This window comes from Zoogloea sp. (assembly GCF_041911615.1).
Lineage (GTDB): Bacteria > Pseudomonadota > Gammaproteobacteria > Burkholderiales > Rhodocyclaceae > Zoogloea.
Map to the genome: position 1 here is coordinate 61,834 of NZ_JAYROR010000138.1, position 21,810 is coordinate 83,643.

Here is a 21,810-nt window from a genome sequence, read left to right on the forward strand (position 1 = left end):
ACGCCGCCTCAGGTCGCCAGCGGCAGCACCACCCGGAAGCGACTGCCCTTGCCCGGCGCGCTGTCCACCTCCAGATGGCCACCATGCTGGCTGACGATGCGGTAGGCCGACGACAGACCGAGCCCCCGGCCCTGACCGACCGCGCGGGTGGTGAAGAACGGCTCGAAAATGCGCGCCCGGGTGGCTTCGTCCATGCCGCAGCCGGTGTCGAGCACATCCACCCGAATCCACTCGCCGGCCACCTCGGCGCGCACCGTGATCGTGCCGGGCGCGCCGCCGAGGGCCTGGCCGGCGTTCTCGATGAGCGCCTTGAAGGCCTCGCCGAGCAAGGTCGGATTGGCCGCCAGTTTGGGCAGACCGGCATAGCTGCGGCGCACCTGCTGACCCGGACGACGCCCGGCGGCGGTGGCCTCGATGGCCGAATCGAGCAGTCGCTCGATGGACGTGGGCAGGGTTTCCATCGGCCCCGGCTCGGCGAAGCCCTGCAGGGCGTGCACGATGTCGCTGACCCGCCCGAGGCCGCGGGTCGACTCTTCGACCAGCACCGGCAGATCGTCGCGGATGTAATCCACGTCGGCGCCGGCGCGGGCCGCCTGCCAGGCGTCGGAGCCGGCGGCCAGGCGATCGGCGGTGTTGACCAGTGCCAGCAGGCGGTCGGCGTACTCGCGCAGGGCGCCCAGATTGGCGGCGACGTAGCCCAGCGGCGTGTTGATCTCGTGGGCGACACCGGCGGCCAGCTGGCCCACCGCGGCGAGCTTGTCCGCCTCGAGCAGGCGCTGCTGGGTGGCGCGCAGGTCGCGATTGACGGTGGTGAGCTCGGCCGTGCGCTCCGCCACCCGCTGTTCGAGACTGGCATTGATGCGCCCCAGCTCGCTGTTGCGCTCGGCCACCAGGCCGAGCAGGCAACGCACCGCGCCGATCAACGCAACATTGCCCGGATCGCTGCCCTGGACGGCTTCCGCCTCGAAGGCCGCGGCCGGCGTCATGCCGCCCTCGATAGCACGCATCTGGCGCGCCATGCTCTGATCGGTGTCGAGGATGTGGAAGGTGAGCCAGCTGGTGACGAAGTTGTAGAGGGCGGGCACCACGCGGCCGGGATCGGAATGGGTGCGCATCGCCTCGACCTGGGTGACGAAGTCGGCGTGGGCGCGGCGATGGCCGTCGAGGTGGCGCGGGTCGAGCCCGGCCTCGACCATCAGCGCCTCTTCGGTGGCGAAGTGATGCAGGGCGTAGCGCCCCAGCCCGTCGAGGACATGGGCGAGCTCGGAGGGCTGGATCACCGCGCCGCTCGCCGCCCGCTGGGCAAGGGCGTTGACGAGGTCCACCAGCTTGCGGTGCTGGTTGTCCACTTCCTCGCAACCGGTCTCGAAATAGCTCGCCCAGTGAAAGGGCGCAAAACGGGGGGGTTTGCTCATCGGCCGTCTCCGTCGGCGGGCAGTCGCTGGCGCAGCGTGACCAGCAGGGGTTGCAGCGCCCGCACCAGGCTGGCGAAGGGACGTGCCAGGGCGTCGGCGTCCTGACCGTCGCGGATGGCGTTGCAGATCGCGGCGGCCTGGTCGAACACGCGCAGCGCGCCGACGTTGCCGGCCGAGCCCTTGAGGGAATGCGCCAGGCGTTCGACCTCGGCCAACTGGCCGGCGGCCAGGGCGGCCTGCAGGTGCTCGACCACGTCGGCATGGGCCTCGACGAAGATGCGCAGGATGCGCAGATAGGTGGGCCACTTGCCGCGCACCATGCGCAGGCCACGCTCGGTGTCCAGGCCGTCGACGGTGCCGAGCACGCTTTCCCAGTCCGGCGCCGCGTCGGGGGGCGGCGCCTTCAGCGGGCCGCGCCCCTCGCCGCCGAGCCACTTGAACAGCATCCGGTGCAGCGCCTCGGGCTCGACCGGCTTGGCGATGAAATCGTTCATGCCAGCGGCGAAGCAGGCCTCCTGGTCTTCCTCGAAGGCGTTGGCGGTCATCGCGAGAATCGGCGTCTTGCCCCGGCCGGGCAGGTGGCGGATGCGGCGGGTGGCCTCGAGACCGTCCATCACCGGCATCTGCATGTCCATGAGGATCAGGTCGTAGTCGGCGACGCCGGCCAGGTCGACGGCTTCCTGGCCGTTGGCGGCGTGGTCGATGACGAGCCCCAGGTTGGCCAGCATGTCGAGGGCGACTTCCTGGTTGAGCAGATTGTCTTCGACCAGCAGCACGTGCGCCCCCCGCAGCCGGCGGGGATCGACCTGCAGCGCCTCCGCCGCCGGGTCCGGCGCGAGCGCCGGCAGCACCAGACCGGGACGCTTGCGCAGGCGGGCGGTGAACCAGAAGGTGCTGCCCCGGCCCGGCTCGCTGTGGACGCCGACCTCGCCGCCCATCAGGCTGGCCAGGTGGCCGGTGAGGGCCAGGCCGAGGCCGGTGCCGCCGTACTTGCGGGTGGTCGACGCGTCGGCCTGCTCGAAAGAGCGGAACAGCCGCGGCAGTTGCTCGGGGGCGATGCCGATGCCGGTGTCGCTGACCGAGAAACGCACCAGCACGCTGTCCTCGTCCTCGCTGACCAGCGCGGCGCGCAGGCTGACGCCGCCACGCTCGGTGAATTTCACTGCGTTGCTGAGGTAGTTGAGGATCGCCTGGCGCAGGCGCGTGACGTCGCCGCGGAGCACCGGCGGCAGTCCGTCGGTGTCGGCCTCGAAGCTCAGGTTGCGCGCCAGCAGGCGGTCGTGGATGAGCGAGTGGGCCTGGTTGAAGAGCGCGTCCGGCGAGAAGTCCACCGACTCCAGGTGCAGCTTGCCGGCCTCGATCTTCGACAGGTCGAGGATGTCGTTGATGAGTGCCAGCAGGTGCGCGCCAGCGTGGCGGATGCGCGCCAGGCGGTCTTCCTGCTCGTGGCTCAGGGCGCTGCGTTCGAGCAGCCGGGCCTGCCCCAGGATGGCGTTCATCGGGGTCCGGATCTCGTGGCTCATGTTGGCCAGGAACGCGCTCTTGGCGCGGCTGGCGGCCTCGGCTCGCTCGCTGACCTCGGCGAGCTGCGCGGTGCGCTCGGCCACCAGGTCTTCGAGGTGGTGCCGGTAGTGTTCGAGCTGGGCGTCGAGACGGCGCATCTCGGTGATGTCGAAGAAGGTGACGAGGAAGCTCTCGCCCACCGGCGCGCCCGACACCATCATGAAACGCTGGGAGCCGTCCTTGCAGGTGATGCGCTGCTCGATCGGCTCGGCGGCGCGCGCCCCGCTGTGGGGCGGACGCAGGGTGACCCGCCGGGCGAGCATGGCCTCGCGCTCGACTGGATCGGGGAAGGCCCGTTCGGCCCAGGCCGTCACCGTCGGGATGTCGTCGCGGGTGTAGCCGAAGGTGTCCACGAAGCAGCGGTTGAGCGCACCGACGCTGCCGTCCGGATCGACGAAGCCGAGGGGCAGCGGCGCCACCTCGAAGAGCTGGCGAAAACGCGCCTCGCTCTCGCGCAGGGCGGTTTCCTCCCGGTGGCGCGAGATCGCCACCGCCGCCAGATCGGTCGCCATCGCCACCTGCTCGAGGGCCAGCGCGTCCGGCCGGGACGGTTTCGAGGCGTACAGCGCAAACGTACCCAGCACGCGCCCGTCGCGGCTGAGGATCGGCGACGACCAGCAGGCCGCCAGGTCGTAGGGCGCAACCAGCCCGGTGTAGGGCGCCCACAGCGGATCGGTGGCGATATCGGCCACGATTACCGGCGCGCCCCGCCACGCGGACGTGCCGCACGACCCGACCCCTTCGCCGATGGCGATGCCGTCCACCGCCCGCACGTAGCCGTCCGGCAGGCTCGGCGCGGCGCCGTGGCGCAGGTGGACGCCGTCCGGGTCGAGCAGCAGCACCGAGGTGCGGATGTCCGGCAGCAGCCGCTCGACGCCCCGCGCGAGGGTTTCCAGGGTGTCGGCCAGCGGCGCACCCGAAGCCACCATCTCGAGCACGCGGCGCTGGTTTTCGAGGGATTGCTCGATGTGCTTGCGGGCGGTGATGTCGGTCAGCACCCCGACGATCGCCTGCTCGCCGCCCGCGTGGACCGGCCCCAGGCGCATCTCGTCGCGCAGCCAGACGTAGCGCCCGGCGCCATGGGTGAAGCGGTATTCCTGAACGAGCTGTCCCTGCGCCTGCACCTGCGCGACGGCGGCCTGCACCACCGGCAAATCGTCGGGATGGACATGCGCGTCCCGCCAGTCGGGCTGCAGGGCCTGCGCCGGGGTGTAGCCGAGGATGCGCTCCACGTTGTCGCTCACCGTCACCGGCACGCCCTTGCCATCGACGCTGCGCAGCGCGTAGAGGATGGTCGGGCTGGCCTCGACCAGATTGCGCAGTTGCTGCGCGGTGTCCTGCTGCTGCTGGCGCGCCTCGTCGCGCTCGGCGCGGTCGCGCAGCGCGCGCAGGCCGAACACCAGATCGCCGGCCAGCTCGGCCAGCAGGCGCACCTCCTCGTCGTCGAAGGCGTCGACGCCCGCCGAGCAGATGTTGAGGATGCCGCAACACCGGCCGTCGCTGGCCATCAGGGGCAGCACGCACAGCGCCGCCCCGCCGGGCAACGTCGCCACCTCTCGCCAGGGCACGAAACGCGGGTCGGCCTGGATGTCGCGGACGATGGCCGGCTGCGCGCACTGCAGCACCGCGGCGGCGGGGCCACCGCCGCCATGAACCGCTGCCCAGGCCGACGCGCTGGCCCGCAGCGCCTCGGCCGCGGGACCGGCGACGGCGACCGGGCGCACCCGCTCGACGGCCTGCTCGTCCACGAAACCGACCCAGGCCGCCAGATAACCGCCGAAGCTCACCATCAGACGGCAGACGTCGTCCAGCAGCGCCCCTTCGTCCGAAGCCCGGGCCACGGCCTGGTTGCATTCGCTGATCGTCAGCAGCGCCGCGTTGGCGCGCTTCAGGCGCACCTCGGCGCGCCGGCCGTCGGTGAGATCGCTCCAGATCGCCGCGAGGTAGCGCCCTTCGCCCTTGAGGCGAATGCCCCGGCCACGCACCCGCGCGTCGCGCACCTCGCCGTTGCGGCAGCGCAGCCGGGTCAGCACCGAGCAGCCTTCCGGCTCGGCCATCCGGGTCAGGGTATCGGCCAGCTCGTCCGGGCTCAGGGCGCAGTCGATGTCGGCCACGCGCAGCCGCGCGAACTCCTCCCGGCTGTAGCCCAGGTTGCGATGGGCGGCATCGTTGAACTCGACGAAACGGCCGCTGTGCAGATCGACCACGCCGATCGAATCCTCCGCCTGGCTCACCACGCTGGCGAACAGTGCCTCGCGCTCGCGCAGCGCCTCCTGCGCCCGCCGCACCTCGGTGACGTCGCGGCCCACGTTGAGCACGCCGATCAGGTGGCCGTCGCTGTCGAACATCGGCGATTTCATGATCTCGAGCAGCACCGGCTCGCCATGGGCGACGCTCACCGCCTGCTCGCAGCGCATCACCGCGCCGGCGTGGATCACCGCCAGATCGTCGCGGCGAAAGGCGTCGGCCTGATCCCACGGCACGAAGTCGTAGGCGGTCTTGCCGATGATGTCCGCCTCCCGCGCGCCCACCAGACGCTCGAAACTCGGGTTGCAGGCCAGGTAGCAGCCGTCCGGATCCTTCAGCCAGACCATGTCGGGCAACGTACGCACCAGCGTCTTCAGGAAGTTGCGCTCCCGCTCGATGTCCAGCGCCGACGACGCCTCGAGGAGGGGCGACAGACGATTCGTCTCGGACTTCGGCGAGATGAAGGACATGCTTCGATTACCTGCCAGATAGGTTGAAAAACACGCGACAACGGCCATCGACTCCGACGCCGTTCGGCCTTCGTCCTTTTAACGGCCGCTCGCCCCCACAATTGAGGCGCCGCCTCACCCCGCGCAGCGCATCCCGAAAAATGGGATAAGCCGTTGTAACAGCGCAATTTTTCCCTAACGGAGCGACGCACGGCGCTGTATTTTTGCAGCGCGACACCGTATCATTCTGCTCCCCCGATTCACCTTCCCCCGGTTTCCCATGCTTCATCCCACCCGATTCGACGTGATCGTTGTCGGCGGCGGCCATGCCGGCACCGAAGCTGCGCTGGCGGCCGCGCGGGCCGGGTGCGCCACCCTGCTGCTCACCCACAACATCGAAACCCTCGGCCAGATGAGCTGCAACCCGTCCATTGGCGGGATCGGCAAGGGGCATCTGGTCAAGGAGGTTGACGCACTTGGCGGCGCGATGGCGGCGGCCACCGACGAAGGCGGCATCCAGTTCCGCATCCTCAACGCCAGCAAGGGCCCGGCCGTGCGCGCCACCCGCGCCCAGGCAGACCGGGTGCTCTACAAGGCCGCGATCCGCAAGCGCCTCGAGAACCAGCCCAACCTGTGGCTGTTTCAGCAGGCCGTGGACGACCTCACCGTGGTGGGCGACCGGGTCACCGGCGTCGTCACCCAGATCGGGCTGCGCTTCGAGGCCCCCGCGGTGGTGCTCACCGCCGGCACTTTCCTCAACGGCCTGATCCACGTCGGGATGCAAAACTATTCCGCCGGCCGCGCGGGCGACCCGCCGGCGATCAGCCTCGGCCAGCGCCTGAAGGAGCTCGCCCTGCCCCAGGGCCGGCTTAAAACCGGCACCCCGCCGCGCCTCGACGCCCGCAGCATCGACTTCTCGGTGATGGAAGCGCAGCCCGGCGACGACCCGGTGCCGGTGTTCAGCTTCCTCGGCAAGGCCAGCCAGCACCCGCGCCAGCTGCCGTGCTGGATCACCAACACCAACAGCCGCACCCACGACATCATCCGCGCCAACCTGGATCGCTCGCCGATGTATTCGGGCGTGATCGAAGGGGTGGGGCCGCGCTACTGCCCGAGCATCGAAGACAAGATCCACCGCTTCGCCGACAAGGATAGCCACCACGTCTTCCTCGAGCCCGAAGGCCTCGACACCCACGAGATCTACCCCAACGGGATCTCCACCAGCCTGCCCTTCGACGTGCAGCTGGACATCGTGCGCTCCATCAAGGGCCTCGAGAACTGCCACATCCTGCGCCCGGGCTACGCCATCGAATACGACTACTTCGACCCGCGCAACCTCAAGTCCAGCCTCGAGACCAAATCCATCGGCGGGCTGTTCTTCGCCGGCCAGATCAACGGCACCACCGGCTACGAAGAAGCCGCCGCCCAGGGCCTGCTGGCCGGCATCAACGCCGCGCTGCAGGTGAAGGGGCAGGAGCCCTGGTGCCCGCGCCGCGACGAAGCCTACCTGGGCGTGCTGGTGGACGACCTCATCACCCGCGGCGTCTCCGAGCCTTACCGCATGTTCACCTCCCGCGCCGAGTACCGCCTCAGCCTGCGCGAGGACAACGCCGACCTGCGCCTCACCGAGACCGGCCGCCGGCTTGGCCTGGTGGACGACGAACGCTGGGCCGCCTTCTGCACCAAGCGCGAAGCCATCGAACGCGAGACCGCGCGCCTGCGCGCAAGCTGGGCGACGCCGGCCAAGGTGTCGTCTGAAGCCGCCGAGGCCGTGCTCGGCAAATCCATCGAGCGCGAATACAGCTTCTTCGACCTGCTGCGCCGCCCGGGCGTGAGCTACGCCGCGCTGATGACCCTGCCCGGCGCCCCCGACGCGCCCGAGACCGACCCGCAGGTGGTCGAGCAGCTCGAGATCGCCGCCAAATACCAGGGCTACATCGATCGCCAGCAGGACGAAGTCGCCCGCCAGGCGGACGCCGAAGCCACCCGCCTGCCGCCGGATCTCGACTACACCACCGTGCGCGGCCTGTCGAAGGAAGTCCAGCTGCGCCTCAACCAGCACAAGCCCGAAACCATCGGCCAGGCCAGCCGCATCCAGGGCATCACGCCCGCCGCCATCAGCCTGCTGCTGGTCTGGCTCAAGCGCAGCGAACTGGCCCGTGGCCGGGAGCCGAAAGCCCCATGAGCGCCCTCCTCGAAAAAGGCATCGCCACCCTCGGCCTCGATCTGCCCGCCGACGCGCCGGAAAAGCTCCTCGCCTTCGGCCGCCTGCTCATCAAGTGGAACAAGGTCTACAACCTCACCGCGATCCGTGACGAGGCCCAGGTCGTCACCCACCACCTGCTCGATTCGCTCTCCGTGCTCCCGCACGTCAAAGGCATCGACCGGCTGGTGGACGTGGGCTCCGGCGGCGGCCTGCCGGGCGTGGTACTGGCCATCTGCCGGCCCGACCTGCAGGTGGATTCCGTCGAGACGGTGCAGAAGAAGGCCACCTTCCAGAACCAGGCCAAGATCGAGCTCAAGCTGCCCAACTTCCGCGCCCACCACGCGCGCATCGAGGCCTGGCAGCCGCCCTACGCGCCGGATGCGCCCGCCGGCATCATCTCGCGCGCCTTTGCCGACCTGGCCGATTTCGTGAATCTCAGCGCCCACCTCGCCGGGCCCGAGACGCGCATCCTTGCCATGAAAGGCGTTTACCCTGCCGACGAGATCGCCCGCATCCCGGCCGGTTTCGCCCTCGAACGCAGCACCGCCCTGACGGTTCCCGGCCTCGACGCCGAGCGTCACCTGATCACCGTGAAACGAAGCTGAGCCATGGCCCGCATTTTCTGCATCGCCAACCAGAAAGGGGGCGTCGGCAAGACGACCACCTGCGTCAACCTCGCCGCCGGGCTCGCCACCGCCGGCCAGCGCGTCCTGCTGATCGACCTCGATCCGCAGGGCAACGCCACGATGGGCTGTGGCATCGACAAGCGCACCCTGGGCAAGTCGGTCTATCACCTGCTGGTGGGCCTGTGCACCGTTGCCGAGTCCCGCGTGCGCTCCGAATCGGGCGGCTTCGACGTGATCCCCGCCAACCGCGATCTGGCCGGCGCCGAGGTCGAGCTGGTCGGGCTCGCCCGCCGCGAGAACCGCCTGCGCGACGCCCTCGCCCTGCACGCCGGCGAATACGACTTCATCCTGATCGATTGCCCGCCCTCGCTCTCGCTGCTCACCCTGAACGGCCTGTGCATCGCCCACGGCGTCATCATCCCGATGCAGTGCGAGTACTACGCCCTCGAAGGCCTGTCCGACCTGGTCAACTCGATCAAGAAGGTTCACGCCAACCTCAACCGCGACCTGTCGATCATCGGCCTGCTTCGCGTCATGTTCGACCCGCGCGTAACGCTCCAGCAACAGGTTTCCGCCCAGCTCGAAGCCCACTTCGGTGACAAGGTCTTCAAGACCATCGTGCCGCGCAACGTGCGCCTCGCCGAAGCCCCCAGCCACGGCATCCCCGGCGTGGTGTTCGACCGCAGCGCCAAGGGCGCCCAGGCCTACCTCGCCTTCGCCAAAGAAATGATCGAGCGGATCAAGACCTCCTGACCCCCACCATGGCACCTCCCAAACTCAAAGGCCTCGGCCGCGGCCTCGACGCCCTGCTCGCCGCCAATACCGACGACGACGCGACCGACGACAGCGAACTGCAGACGCTGCCGGCGAGCGAACTGACTCCGGGCAAATATCAGCCGCGCACCCGCATGGACCCGGGCTCCCTCGAGGAGCTCGCCGCCTCGATCAAGTCCCAGGGCGTCATGCAGCCGATCCTCGTGCGGCCCATCGGCGACGTCTTCGACGCCAAACGCTACGAGATCATCGCCGGTGAACGCCGCTGGCGTGCCGCCCAGCTCGCTGGCCTGACGCAGGTTCCGTGCCTGGTACGGACGATTCCCGACGAGGCCACGCTGGCCATGTCGCTCATCGAGAACATCCAGCGCGAAGACCTCAACCCGCTCGAAGAAGCCGCCGGCATCCAGCGCCTGATCGACGAGTTCGGCATGACCCACCAGCAGGCCGCCGACGCTGTCGGCCGCTCCCGCCCCGCCGCGTCGAACCTGCTGCGTCTGCTGCAATTGGCACTGCCGGTGCAGGAACTGCTGATGGCGGGCGACATCGACATGGGCCACGCCCGCGCCCTGCTGCCCCTCGAGGGTGCCGCCCAGGTCGGCCTCGCCAACCTGATCGCCGCCCGCGGGCTGTCGGTGCGAGAGGCGGAGCGCCTCGTCCAGCAGGAACTGAACCCCAAGGCAAAGCTGCCCGCCCCGCCACCGGACCGGGATCTGCTGCGTCTGGAAGAAGAAATCGCCGACCGCCTTGGCGCAACGGTCAAGATCAAGGCCAACAAGAAAGGCGCCGGCGCCGTCACCATCCAGTTCGGCGACCTGGACCAACTCGACGGCCTGCTCGAAAAGCTGCGCTGAAGGCGCCCTTCAGCCTGCGCCGCTCTTGACGCGCCGCCCCTGCCGGGGCCCGGCACCTGACACCGCAGCCTGAGGCGGCTCGGTCTTGCGCAACGAGGCCGGAGCCCCCAGCAAATGACGCGACACCTGCTGCGCCCGCCCCGCCACGCCCCCTTGGTCGGGACCGCGAAAGACCAGCTTCTGGCGGGTTCCGAGCGTGCGGTTGGCCATCACTCAGGCAACGGCGCGGTGAGCCGCGTCGGCCGCCGCCAGCTGCGCCAGCGACGCCGCCTCGGTCACGCCCGACAACTCGGCAAAACATCCCTCCAGCGGGCAGTTACGACCGGGCGGACAGGCGTGCTCGGCGGCACATTGACGTTGGGTTTGATCCGTCAGGACCATCTCGCGAACCGCTTCACAACGGCCGATGGGCGAATCGATGAAGCTCATGATGTCCTCCTCTTGGCTGATTTCAGTATAGCCAAGCGGAGGAAAATTTCCTTGATGGGAGCAGGGTTTTATGCACTGCGCGGGCTCACGCCCCGCCGCAATGTCAGCGCTGCACGACCGCGGGCTTGAGCTTGAGTGTGCCGGCAATCCGCTCGGCGATCGAGCGAGCCTCGAGGGCAGACGGGAAAGGCCCCACGCGCAGGCGGTACTTGCCTTCGGAGGCGAGCACCGAGACCGACTCCTTGAGCCACTTCAGCTCGTATTCGACGAAGCTCTTGAAATGCTCCGCCGTGCCGGCAGTGCCGAACGAGCCGAGTTGCAGGAAAACCTCGCCGTGAGACTTGTCGGCAGCGCGCGCAGCCACGACGGACTGCGGCGCCGGCACCGCGGATGACGCGTCGGACACAGCCGGGCGCGCCGCCTCCACGGCCGCGACCACCGGCGCAGCAACCGGACGGGCCGCCACGGCGACGGGCGCCGGCGCCTTTGCACGGCGAATCGGCGGCACCGGGCGCGCGGCCGGCACCATGGCGACCTCTTCGGGCAGCACCAGGGCAATCTCGACGTTGGCGTGCCCCTGGTCCACGTAGCCCAGCTTGTAAGCGGCCGCGTAGGACAGGTCGATCACGCGCCCCGGGTGGAAGGGGCCGCGGTCATTCACCCGCACCACCGCCGACCGGCCGTTGGCAAGATTGGTCACGCGGACGTAGCTGGGAATCGGCAGGCTCGGATGCGCGGCGGTCATCGCGTACATGTCGTACGCGTCGCCGCTGGAAGTCTTGCGGCCGTGGAACATCTTGCCGTACCAGCTCGCAACGCCCCGCTCGAGGGTGAGGCCGCCACCGGCGGGCATCGCACCGCTCAGGGAGTAATCGTTCTTGCGGACGGCCGGCGCCTCGACGGGCTCGTCGGCAGGGGTCTCGGCGTCCGTCTGGCCGTCGTTCTTGAAGACGCCATCGGCGAAATGGAAACGCGCGGCCGGCTTCAGCCCCGCGGAAAACGCGGTATCGGCGGTCGCATCGGTGGACGTGACAGGGGTGGCGAGCGCCTGGCTCGCCAGCGCGAGCGCGCTACAGAAGAGCGCCGGCAGCCAGCCGGCGCGACGAAACATCGCTACAGGGAACATGACGCTCATTCCTGTTCGGGCGCGCGCGGTTGCGCGCGCGGGTTCAGGTACCAACCCGGCGCCGGTGACGCTGGATGCTCATGAGCATGCCAACACCGAGACACAGGGTGACGAGTGCAGTGCCACCGTAACTGACGAAGGGCAGCGGAACCCCGACGACGGGGAGAATTCCGCTCACCATGCCCATGTTCACAAACGCGTAGGTGAAGAAGATCAGCGTGAGGGCGCCGGCAAGAAGGCGCGAGAACAGGGTCGGGGCACCAGCGGCAATAAAAAGGCCGCGAAAAATCAACAGGATATAGAGTACCGCAAGAAACAAGGCGCCGGCAAGCCCGAATTCCTCGGTCAGGACCGCAAAAATAAAATCTGTGTGACGTTCGGGCAGGAAGTCCAGATGCGTCTGGGTGCCGTTTCCCCACCCCTTGCCGAGCACGCCGCCGGAGCCGATGGCGATGGTGGACTGGATGATGTGAAAGCCCTTGCCGAGGGGGTCGGAGGTGGGATCGAGCAGGGTGCACACCCGGTGCTTCTGGTATTCGCGCATACCCGGCCACTCGACGCCGGGTTGGCAGATCGAGTCGCCCATCGCGACGATGGCCGCGATGCCGGCAATGCCCACCACCGCCACCGGCAGGATCAGGCGCCAGGTGAGGCCGGCGAAGAACAGCACGTAGAAGCCGGCCGCCGCCACCAGCACCGCGGTGCCGAGATCGGGCTGCTTGGCGATCAACCCGACCGGCACGAGCAGCAGGGCACCGGCAATGAAGAAGTCGCGCACCCGCAACATGCCTTCGCGGCACTGGAAGTACCAGGCAAGCATCAGCGGCATCGAGATCTTCATCAGCTCGGACGGCTGGATGCGCGCCACGCCGATGTTGAGCCAGCGCCGCGCGCCCTTCGAGACGTCCCCGAACAAAGCCACGCCGATGAGCAGCAGCACGCCGAGCACGTACAGCGGCAACGCGATGCTCATCATGCGCTGGGGTGGAATGCGCGCGGCGACCCACATCACGACGAACGCCACCCCGGCGTTGAGCGCCAGCGTGCCGAGGCGCTCCGGCGAGGCGCTGACCATCACCACCGCGGCAAAACCGAGCAGACACATGACGATCAGCAGCAGCGGGCCGTCGAGGGGCGCGAGGAGATAGGCGAGCCACTTGCGCGGATCGAGGCGGGAATCAATCACCGGCGCTGTCTCCACTGCCCGTCTCGGCGCCCGGATCTTCCGGCGCGACCCCCGCCGGCAGCTTGCCGAGCAGGTAGTAATCGAGCACCTGACGCACGATCGGGGCGGCCGACTCGGCCCCGAAACCGCCGTTCTCGACCAGCACCGCCAGGGCGATGGTCGGCTTGTCGGCCGGGGCGAAGGCGATGTAGAGCGCGTGGTCGCGCAGCCGCTCGGCGATCCGCGACGAATACTTGGCGCCCTTGAGGGAGAAGACTTGCGCGGTGCCGGTCTTGCCTGCCACCTGGTAGGGGGTGCCGGCGAAGGCGCGGGCGCCGGTGCCCTCGCGGTTCACGCCGACCATCGCCCGGCGGATGGTGTCGAAATGGTCCGGGCGGATCGGGATCTGCTTGATCGGCTGGGGTTCGATGAGCCGCCGGGTCCCGTCGCGGGCGTTTTCGATGTACTTGACGAGGTGTGGCTTGTACATCACCCCGCCGGCCGCCAGGGTGGCCGTGGCGTGGGCGAGTTGGAGCATGGTGTAGGCGTTGTAGCCCTGGCCGATGCCGATCGAGATGGTCTCGCCACCGAACCACTTCTGCTGCTCGGGGCGCTTGAAGCGACGCTTCTTCCACTCGGGCGACGGCAGCACACCGGAGCTTTCGCCTTCGATGTCGATGCCAGTCCGGCTGCCGAAGCCGAACTGACCGAGCTGCGAGGCGATCAGGTCGATCCCCATGTCGTTGGCCAGCTTGTAGTAGTAGGTGTCGCAGGAGTGGACGATCGAGCGGTACATGTCCACCACACCGTGGCCGCCGGCCTTGTCGTCGCGGAAATGGTGGCCACCGAAATCGAAGTAGCCCGGATCGACGATCGCCTGACTGGCAGTACGCTTGCCGCTCATCAACGCCGCCAGCGCCATGAAGGGCTTGAAGGTGGAGCCCGGCGGATAGGCGCCGTTGAGGGCGCGGTTCACCATCGGGTGGTCGGGCGAGTTGTTGAGCTCGTCCCAGTCCTGGGGCGCGATGCCGTCCACGAACAGGTTGGGATCGAAGGTCGGCACCGACACCAGCGCCAGCACCCCGCCACTGCCCGGCTCGATCGCCACCAGCGCGCCGCGACGCTTGCCGAAGGCTTTCTCGACGACTTCCTGCAGCTTCAGGTCGACGGTGAGCACCAGATTGTTGCCGGGCGTGGCCGGGGTACGCCGCAGGGCTCGCACGGCGCGGCCGCCGGAATCGACCTCGACCTCCTCGAAGCCGGTCTGGCCGTGGAGCTCCCGCTCGTAGCTCTTCTCGAGGCCTGCCTTGCCGATGTGATCGGTGCCGCGGTAGTTGGCGGAATCGTCGTTGTCCTCGATGCGTTCCAGGTCGCGGTCGTTGATCCGCCCGATGTAGCCGATGATGTGGGCGCCGAAGGCCCCCATCGGGTAATCGCGGAACAGCCGCGCCTTGAGTTCGACGCCCGGGAAACGGTAGCGCTGGGCGATGAAGCGGGCCACCTCCTCGTCGGAGAGCCGGTTGCGGATCGGCAGCGACTCGAAGCTCTTGGACTCGTCCATCAGCTTCTTGAGGCGCTTGCGGTCCTTGGGCTGGATGTCGACGAGCTTGGAGAGCGCCTCGATGGTCTGCTCCAGGTCGGCCACTCGCGACGGGGTGATCTCCAGCGTGTAGGCCGAGTAGTTGCGAGCCAGCACGGTGCCGTTGCGGTCCATGATAAGGCCGCGGTTGGGCACGATGGGCACCAGCGAGATGCGGTTATCCTCGGCGCGGGTCGAGTAGTAGTCGTAGCGAACGACCTGCAGGTAGAAGAAACGTGCCGCCAGCAGGCCGAAACACACCAGCGCCACCGTGCCCGCCACCGCCAGGCGGGTGCGGAAACGGGCGAGTTCCTGTTCGGGTGTGCGGATGACCGTCATGGTGCGTCAGATCGGGCGATTCTCGTCCCGTTCGACGGGCTGGTACTGGGGTAGCAACAAAACGTAGTGCAGCGGGATCCACAGCAGGGCCCCGACGAAGCAGCCGAAGAACATCCACCAGCCCGGAAATTCGGCGCCGGCCATCAGGCGCACCACGACCATCACCACCTGCGACAGGAACAACAGCGGCAGCACGTGGAGCGCCTGCTCCACCGGGGTGAACCACAGCACCCGGCGCGACAGCTCGTTGGCCGCGTAGGCCAGCAGCACGTACGAGAAGGCGTGCTGCCCCATCGCCGCGCCAACACCGATGTCGGTCATCAAGCCGAACACGAACCCGGTACCGATGCCGATCTTGAGCGGCTCGCGCACGCACCAGAAGGCCAGCACCAGGGCAACGAAATCGGGCACCGCGGGCAGATGCCCGGTGGGGATGTAATTGAGGAACAGCGCGATGAAGAGGGTCAGGTAGACGAACCACATCTTCACCGGGAGCAGGATGCGGCTCGAGCGGTTGGTCGGTTGCATGGCTTACTCCTTGCCGGCCCTGGCCTTGCGGCCCTTGCCGACCTTGCCCTTGTTGATTACCTCGGGCTCGGGCGGACGCGGCGGCAGCGCCTCGCGATGGCCCAGCACCAGCACATGGCTGAACTGCTCGACCCCCGCCGCCGGCAGGCACGGGATGCGCGCGAAGGTCTGGGCCTGATCGCGCTCGACCTTGGCGACGGTAGCCACCGGCAGGCCGGCGAGGAAAACCCCGTCGAGCCCGGAAGTGACGACCTTGTCACCGGGCTGCACGTCGGCGTTGGTGGCGAGATAGCGCAGCTCCATCAGGCCGTTGCCGGAACCGAACAGCACCGCGCGCAGACCGCTGCGCACGATGGTGACCGGAATCGCCTGATCCTTGTCGGTGAGCAGGGTGAGCTCGGACTGCATCGGAAACACCCGGGTGATCTGGCCGATCACGCCGGCGTCGTCCACCACCGCCTGACCGGCCTCGATGCCGGCCTGGGCGCCCTTGTCGAGGATCACCTTGCGCGAGAACGGATCCTTGGCGGTGTACATGATCTCGGCGACCACCGACTTGACCGGCTGGCGCTCGCGGGCATCGAGCAGGGTGCGCAGATGGCGGTTCTCCTGCTCGAGCTGATCGAGCCGCAGCATCCGCTCGGCGCCCTGGAGCTGCCTGCTCTTGAGCTCCTTGTTCTCGATCTGCAGACGCACCAGCGAGGCGAAGTAGTTGGAGGCGTTGCGCACGAAATCCGCCGGCGTCGCCGCCGCCATCTGCAGCGGGTAGGCCAGCACCGACAAGCCCTGACGGAAGGCGTCGAGGTAGCGCAGGTTGAGGTCGGAGACGAGCATCGCCAGCGAGACGATGACGAAGAACACGAGCTTGGCCAGCGGCGCAGGCCCGCGCTTGAAGAAGGGAGGAGGCGAATGGCCGACCATCGGGCGGGGAGTTCAGGTTGCGCCGCAAACGAGCGCGCCCGGGACAAGCCCGGGTCGCCGGCACACGCGGGAGAACGAGGTGCTCACCGCGGGCGCCCTGTCGCAGCCGACGCGTCTTATTCGCTGGTGAAGATGGAGCCGAGCTGGTCCATCTTTTCGAGGGCCATTCCCGAGCCGCGGACCACGCAAGTCAGCGGATCATCGGCGACGATCACCGGCAGGCCGGTTTCTTCCATCAGCAGGCGGTCGAGGTCGCGCAGCAGCGCACCGCCGCCGGTGAGCACCATGCCGCGCTCGGCGATGTCGGCACCGAGTTCGGGCGGGGTTTGTTCCAGCGCGATCTTGACCGCCGAAACGATCTGGTTGAGCGGCTCGGTGAGCGCCTCGAGGATCTCGTTGGACGAGATGGTGAAGGCGCGCGGAATGCCTTCGGCCAGGTTGCGGCCCTTGACTTCCATCTCCTGCACCTCGGAACCGGGGAAGGCCGAGCCGATGCCCTTCTTGATGGATTCGGCGGTGGTCTCGCCGATCAACATGCCGTAGTTGCGGCGGATGTAATTGACGATCGCCTCGTCGAACTTGTCGCCGCCGACGCGGATCGAGCCGGCATACACCATGCCGCCCAGGGAGATCACGCCCACCTCGGTGGTGCCGCCGCCGATATCGACGACCATCGAGCCGGTCGCGTCGGCCACCGGCATGCCGGCGCCGATCGCCGCGGCCATCGGCTCTTCGATCAGGTAAACGTTGCTCGCGCCGGCGCCGAGGGCGGATTCGCGGATCGCCCGGCGCTCCACCTGGGTCGAGCCGCAGGGCACGCAGATGATGATGCGCGGGCTGGGCGAGAACAGGCGCGTGTCGTGCACCTTCTTGATGAACTGCTTGAGCATCTGCTCGGTGACGGTGAAGTCGGCGATCACGCCGTCCTTCATCGGGCGGATGGCGGTGATGTTGCCCGGGGTCTTGCCGAGCATCTGCTTGGCGGACATCCCCACGGCGAGGATGGTTTTCTTGGCGTTCGGGCCGCCTTCGGTGCGAATCGCCACCACGGACGGTTCATCGAGAACGATGCCCTTGCCGCGCACGTAGATCAGGGTGTTGGCGGTGCCGAGGTCGATGGCGAGATCGTTCGAAAAATAGGAGCGCAGAGAACCAAACATCGGAGAAAAATCCCGGAAGAAGCCGTTGGAGGGGTTGGGAATTAGGGCAACAGAATCGCTTATGATAACCTACAAACCTTTGTCGTTTAAGCAACTTTGTAAATTGCCATGACACTTTCCGTCGACGAAGTCCGCCATATCGCCAAGCTTGCCCGCCTCGAACTCGCCGATGGCGAACTCGCTGCCACTCAGGCCAAACTCAACGGCATCTTCGGTCTGATCGAGGAGATGCAGGCGGTGAACACCGACGGTGTCGAACCGATGAGCCACCCCCAGGAACTCGCCCAGCGCCTGCGTGACGACACGGTCAGCGAGACCGACCGGCGCGCCGCCTACCAGGCCGTCGCCCCGCAGACCGAGGACGGTCTGTACCTGGTGCCCAAGGTCATTGAGTAAGCCGCCCCCAAATCGTTCCGCGGCTGCTTCGGCAGCCGCCTTCACTTCGCACCGCGCACCATGATCGATTCCAGCCTCAAAGACATCGCCGCCGCGCTCCGCGCCGGGCGCGTCTCCGCCGTCGAACTCGCCACCGACAGCCTCGCCCGCATCGAGGCCGGCAACGGCCGCATCAACGCCTTCGTCACCACCTGCCGGGACAGCGCCCTGCAGGCCGCTGCCGAAGCCGACGCGCGCATCGCCGCCGGCACCGCCGGCCCGCTCACCGGCATCCCGCTGGCCCACAAGGATGTGTTCTGCACCGAAGGCGTGCTCACCACCTGCGGCTCGAAGATGCTCACCAACTTCGTCTCGCCCTACGACGCCCACGTGGTCACCCTGCTCAAGCAGGCTGGCGCGGTGATGGTCGGCAAGACCAACATGGACGAGTTCGCGATGGGCTCCTCCAACGAGAACTCCCACTTCGGCCCCACCCGCAACCCGTGGAACCCCGACTGCGTGCCGGGTGGCTCGTCCGGCGGCTCGGCGGCGGCGGTGGCGGCGCGCATGGTGCCCATCGCCACCGGCACCGACACCGGCGGCTCGGTGCGCCAGCCGGCCTCGTTCTGCGGCGTCACCGGCATCAAGCCCACCTACGGCACCGTGTCGCGCTACGGCATGATCGCCTACGCCTCGTCGCTGGATCAGGGCGGCGCCTTCGCCCGCTCGGCCGAGGATTGCGCGCTGCTGCTGTCCGCCATGGCCGGCCACGATCCGCGGGATTCCACCAGCCTCGAACGCGAGGCCGAGAACTACGGCCGCGATCTCTCCAAGCCCCTCGCCGGCCTGCGCATCGGCCTGCCCAAGGAGTTCTTCGCCGACGGCATGGCCGACGACGTGCGCGCCGCGGTGGATGCAGCCCTCGCCGAATACCGCAGGCTCGGCGCCACCACCGTCGAGGTGAGCCTGCCCAACGCCCGCCTGGCGATCCCCGCCTACTACGTGATCGCCCCGGCCGAGGCCAGTTCCAACCTCAGCCGCTTCGACGGCGTGCGCTACGGCCACCGCGCCGCCGCGTACACCGACCTCAACGACATGTACTGCAAGAGCCGCGCCCAGGGCTTCGGCGCCGAGGTGCAGCGGCGCATCCTGGTGGGCACCTACGTGCTCTCCCACGGCTACTACGACGCCTACTACATCAAGGCGCAAAAGCTCCGCCGCCTGATCGCCAACGACTTCGCCGCCGCCTTCCAGCAGTGCGACGTGATCGCCGGCCCCACCGCGCCGACCACCGCCTACGCGCTGGGCGCCAAGACCGACGATCCGGTGCAGATGTACCTCGGCGACATCTACACCGTGGCGGTCAACCTCGCCGGCTTGCCCGGCCTGTCGCACCCGGCCGGTTTCGGCGCGGGCGGGCTTCCGGTCGGCCTGCAGCTGATCGGCAACTACTTCGACGAAGCGCGCCTGCTGGGCGTCGCCCACCAGTTCCAGCAGGCCACCGACTGGCACGCCCGGGCGCCCCGCACCTGAACCGACGCGAGAGCACGCCGATGAAGCGCCTCCTCCTTCTCGCCGCGACCACCGCCACCCTCGCCGGTTGCTCGACGCTCGAGCTGCCGGCCCTCGGCAAGTCCGAAGGCGGCATCGTCGAACGCCCCGCCAGCCGCGCCGAGGGCAAGCTCAAGCCGATGCCGCTGCGCACCTTCAGCGTCAGTACCGAGTGCCGCTTCAAGGACGAAACCGGCAACTTCGGCAGCGCCACGATCGACGTGGTCAATTCCAAGGTCAACGCCTTCAAGGCCGAGATCACCATGCCCAAGCGCGGCACCTGCCGCTACGACCTCAGCCAGTTCCGCCAGACCCAGGCCCTGCCCTCCGTCGAACTCACCGGCGCACGGGACTGCCGGGTGCATATGTGGGAACAGGGCGAACAGGTCACCGTGGCCTTCGCCAACTGCCACCAGCTGTGCAGCCCCGCCAGCGCCCAGGACTACGTCTGGCCGCTGCTGATCGACAAGGCCAGCGGCCGCTGTGACTGAACGACATCAAATTTAGAGAGCCACCATGAGCAGAACCGACTGGGAAGTCGTCATCGGGCTGGAAGTTCACTCCCAGCTCAACACGCAATCCAAGATCTTCTCCGGCGCCAGCATCGCCTTCGGCGCCGAACCCAACGTGCAGGCCTGCGCGGTGGATATCGCCCTGCCCGGCGTGCTGCCGGTGCTCAACAAGGGCGCCGTCGAGCGGGCCATCCGCTTCGGCCTCGCGGTGGGCGCCACCGTCTCGCCCAAGAGCATCTTCGCCCGCAAGAACTACTTCTACCCCGATCTCCCCAAGGGCTACCAGATCAGCCAGTACGAGCTGCCGGTGGTGCAGGGCGGCCACCTCGACCTGCTGGTGCCCGACGGCAAGGGCGGCCACTACGAGAAGCGCGTCAATCTCACCCGCGCCCACCTCGAAGAAGACGCCGGCAAGAGCCTCCACGAAGATTTCCACGGCATGACCGGCATCGACCTCAACCGCGCCGGCACGCCGCTGCTCGAGATCGTCTCCGAGCCCGACATGCGTTCGTCGGCCGAGGCCGTGGCCTACGCCAAGGCGCTCCACGCCCTGGTGCGCTGGATCGACATCTGCGACGGCAACATGCAGGAAGGCTCCTTCCGCTGCGACGCCAACGTGTCGGTGCGCCCCCGCGGCCAGGCCGAGTTCGGCACCCGCCGCGAGATCAAGAACCTCAACAGCTTCCGCTTCCTGCAGCAGGCCATCGACTACGAGATCCAGTGGCAGATCGAACTGATCGAGGACGGCGGCAAGGTCCAGCAGGCCACCGTGCTGTTTGACCCGGACACCGGCGAAACCCGCGCCATGCGCAGCAAGGAAGACGCCCACGACTACCGCTACTTCCCCGACCCCGACCTGCTGCCACTGGTCATCGGCGCCGACTGGATCGACCGCGTGAAGGGCGAGATGCCCGAACTGCCCGCCGCCCTGTCGGCCCGCTTCCAGGGCGAATACGGCCTCTCCGCCTACGACGCCACCACCCTCACCGCCAGCCGCGAGACGGCCCAGTTCTACGTGGATGCCGTCGCTGCCGCCGGCGCCGCCAACGCCAAGACCTGCGCCAACTGGGTGATGGGCGAGCTCGCCGCACGCCTCAACAAGGCCGAACTGGACATCACTGCAAGCCCGGTGAGCGCTGTGCAACTGGCAGGCATTATTTTGAAAATCGCCGATGGTACGATCAACAACTCTGGAGCTAAGACGTTGTTTGCGCAAATGTGGGATAACATGGCCCAGAGAGGCTCCTTCTCATATATAGCTGCCACCATTGGCGGAATTGGCGCCGTCGGAGGTAACACAGGGGCAGGCGTAGACGGACTGATCGAAAGCTTGGGCCTCAAGCAGGTGACCGACAGCGGCGCCATCGAGGCGATCATCGACGAGGTGCTGGCCGCCAACCAGAAATCCGTCGAGGAGTTCCGCGCCGGCAAGGAAAAGGCCTTCAACGCGCTGGTCGGCCAGTGCATGAAGGCCAGCAAGGGCAAGGCCAACCCGGCCCAGGTGAACGCGCTGCTCAAGAAGAAGCTCGGCTGACCCCCACCCGCCCCACGCACGACGGGCCGCTCCTCACCGGGCGGCCCGTTTGCCGTTCACCGCGCCGGCCGGCTACAGCGGGCGGCTGAAGTACGGCAGCAGCGCCTTGGCGGCGTCGAGACGATGCTCGGCGCGGGCCGTCGGGTCGTTCATCACCGCCAGCAGGAAGCTGCGCGGATCGGCGAAGCCGCTCCCCACGCCGAGGCCGTCCGGGCGTGGCGGCGACATGCCCACGTCGCCCCCCGCCCGCGCCGGAAGGTCGACGGGCCGACTCGCCATCGGCGCCGGCAGTGCGGGCACCACCGCGGTGCCGTCGGGTGCCGGCGCGGCGGCGAGGCAGGCCAGCGCCCGCGTGAAATCCGCCGGCGCGATGCTGCGCACCCCCGCCAGCAGCTCGGCCTGCTGCGCCAGACCCGGGGCCATGTCCAGCCACGGCTCGTCGGCGAACATGCCGCCC

18 protein-coding genes are annotated in these 21,810 nt (G+C 68.3%); 8 read left to right on the forward strand and 10 right to left on the reverse strand.

Annotated features, from left to right (window positions below):
* Positions 1 to 8 precede the first annotated feature (8 nt).
* Complete coding sequence (locus tag ACE3P2_RS18485) at positions 9 to 1,415, reverse strand: bacteriohemerythrin (RefSeq protein WP_374267189.1); 1,407 nt, start codon at positions 1,413 to 1,415, stop codon at positions 9 to 11.
* Entirely contained in the window at positions 1,412 to 5,695 is a 4,284-nt protein-coding gene (locus tag ACE3P2_RS18490) for a PAS domain S-box protein (protein WP_374267191.1), read from the reverse strand. The genes ACE3P2_RS18485 and ACE3P2_RS18490 overlap by 4 nt, the downstream gene beginning before the upstream one ends.
* Positions 5,696 to 5,954: 259 nt before the next feature.
* Here ACE3P2_RS18490 and mnmG point away from each other — a divergent pair, with 259 nt between their 5' ends.
* From mnmG to ACE3P2_RS18510, 4 genes are read left to right on the forward strand one after another with little or no spacing between them, the layout of a single operon-like run.
* Positions 5,955 to 7,859 carry a tRNA uridine-5-carboxymethylaminomethyl(34) synthesis enzyme MnmG gene (gene mnmG, locus ACE3P2_RS18495; RefSeq protein ID WP_374267193.1) on the forward strand — a complete coding sequence of 635 codons (1,905 nt, stop codon included), beginning with the start codon at positions 5,955 to 5,957 and terminating at the stop codon, positions 7,857 to 7,859.
* Positions 7,856 to 8,485: a 16S rRNA (guanine(527)-N(7))-methyltransferase RsmG gene (gene rsmG / locus ACE3P2_RS18500; protein WP_374267195.1), complete on the forward strand. Its 630-nt coding sequence runs from the start codon at positions 7,856 to 7,858 to the stop codon at positions 8,483 to 8,485. Before mnmG ends, rsmG begins: the two co-directional genes overlap by 4 nt.
* A gap of 3 nt (positions 8,486 to 8,488) precedes the next feature.
* Entirely contained in the window at positions 8,489 to 9,259 is a 771-nt protein-coding gene (locus ACE3P2_RS18505; RefSeq protein WP_374267197.1) for a ParA family protein, read from the forward strand.
* An 8-nt stretch (positions 9,260 to 9,267) separates the two neighbouring features.
* A complete protein-coding gene (locus tag ACE3P2_RS18510) occupies positions 9,268 to 10,134 on the forward strand; it encodes a ParB/RepB/Spo0J family partition protein (RefSeq protein WP_374267199.1) in 867 nt (288 codons plus the stop codon).
* Between the two features lie 213 nt (positions 10,135 to 10,347).
* Here ACE3P2_RS18510 and ACE3P2_RS18515 read toward each other — a convergent pair whose 3' ends face one another.
* The 7 genes from ACE3P2_RS18515 to ACE3P2_RS18545 form a co-directional block, all read right to left on the reverse strand.
* Positions 10,348 to 10,563: a hypothetical protein gene (locus ACE3P2_RS18515; RefSeq protein WP_374267201.1), complete on the reverse strand. Its 216-nt coding sequence runs from the start codon at positions 10,561 to 10,563 to the stop codon at positions 10,348 to 10,350.
* A gap of 103 nt (positions 10,564 to 10,666) precedes the next feature.
* Complete coding sequence (locus ACE3P2_RS18520) at positions 10,667 to 11,698, reverse strand: septal ring lytic transglycosylase RlpA family protein (protein ID WP_374267203.1); 1,032 nt, start codon at positions 11,696 to 11,698, stop codon at positions 10,667 to 10,669.
* A 34-nt stretch (positions 11,699 to 11,732) separates the two neighbouring features.
* On the reverse strand, positions 11,733 to 12,875 hold the full coding sequence (rodA, locus tag ACE3P2_RS18525) for a rod shape-determining protein RodA (RefSeq protein ID WP_374267205.1): 1,143 nt from the start codon (positions 12,873 to 12,875) through the stop codon (positions 11,733 to 11,735).
* Positions 12,868 to 14,772: a penicillin-binding protein 2 gene (gene mrdA, locus ACE3P2_RS18530; protein WP_374267207.1), complete on the reverse strand. Its 1,905-nt coding sequence runs from the start codon at positions 14,770 to 14,772 to the stop codon at positions 12,868 to 12,870. Before mrdA ends, rodA begins: the two co-directional genes overlap by 8 nt.
* A gap of 6 nt (positions 14,773 to 14,778) precedes the next feature.
* Positions 14,779 to 15,300: a rod shape-determining protein MreD gene (gene mreD / locus ACE3P2_RS18535; RefSeq protein ID WP_374267209.1), complete on the reverse strand. Its 522-nt coding sequence runs from the start codon at positions 15,298 to 15,300 to the stop codon at positions 14,779 to 14,781.
* A gap of 3 nt (positions 15,301 to 15,303) precedes the next feature.
* Positions 15,304 to 16,221 (reverse strand): rod shape-determining protein MreC, encoded by a 918-nt coding sequence (gene mreC / locus ACE3P2_RS18540; RefSeq protein WP_374267211.1) that lies wholly within the window; start codon positions 16,219 to 16,221, stop codon positions 15,304 to 15,306.
* A 116-nt stretch (positions 16,222 to 16,337) separates the two neighbouring features.
* The gene (locus tag ACE3P2_RS18545; RefSeq protein ID WP_141352592.1) at positions 16,338 to 17,381 is read right to left on the reverse strand and encodes a rod shape-determining protein; all 1,044 of its coding nucleotides are present in this window, start codon (positions 17,379 to 17,381) and stop codon (positions 16,338 to 16,340) included.
* A gap of 108 nt (positions 17,382 to 17,489) precedes the next feature.
* On the opposite strand from ACE3P2_RS18545, the gene gatC reads away from it, so the two are divergent.
* The 4 genes from gatC to gatB are packed head-to-tail and all read left to right on the forward strand — an operon-like array spanning position 17,490 to position 21,353.
* On the forward strand, positions 17,490 to 17,777 hold the full coding sequence (gene gatC / locus ACE3P2_RS18550; RefSeq protein WP_374267214.1) for an Asp-tRNA(Asn)/Glu-tRNA(Gln) amidotransferase subunit GatC: 288 nt from the start codon (positions 17,490 to 17,492) through the stop codon (positions 17,775 to 17,777).
* Between the two features lie 60 nt (positions 17,778 to 17,837).
* The gene (gene gatA / locus ACE3P2_RS18555; protein ID WP_374267216.1) at positions 17,838 to 19,289 is read left to right on the forward strand and encodes an Asp-tRNA(Asn)/Glu-tRNA(Gln) amidotransferase subunit GatA; all 1,452 of its coding nucleotides are present in this window, start codon (positions 17,838 to 17,840) and stop codon (positions 19,287 to 19,289) included.
* A 20-nt stretch (positions 19,290 to 19,309) separates the two neighbouring features.
* Positions 19,310 to 19,798 carry a hypothetical protein gene (locus tag ACE3P2_RS18560; RefSeq protein ID WP_374267218.1) on the forward strand — a complete coding sequence of 163 codons (489 nt, stop codon included), beginning with the start codon at positions 19,310 to 19,312 and terminating at the stop codon, positions 19,796 to 19,798.
* A 25-nt stretch (positions 19,799 to 19,823) separates the two neighbouring features.
* A complete protein-coding gene (gatB, locus tag ACE3P2_RS18565; protein ID WP_374267220.1) occupies positions 19,824 to 21,353 on the forward strand; it encodes an Asp-tRNA(Asn)/Glu-tRNA(Gln) amidotransferase subunit GatB in 1,530 nt (509 codons plus the stop codon).
* A 72-nt stretch (positions 21,354 to 21,425) separates the two neighbouring features.
* Here gatB and ACE3P2_RS18570 read toward each other — a convergent pair.
* Positions 21,426 to 21,810: hypothetical protein (locus ACE3P2_RS18570; protein ID WP_374267222.1), on the reverse strand; the 385-nt coding region annotated here is incomplete at its 5' end.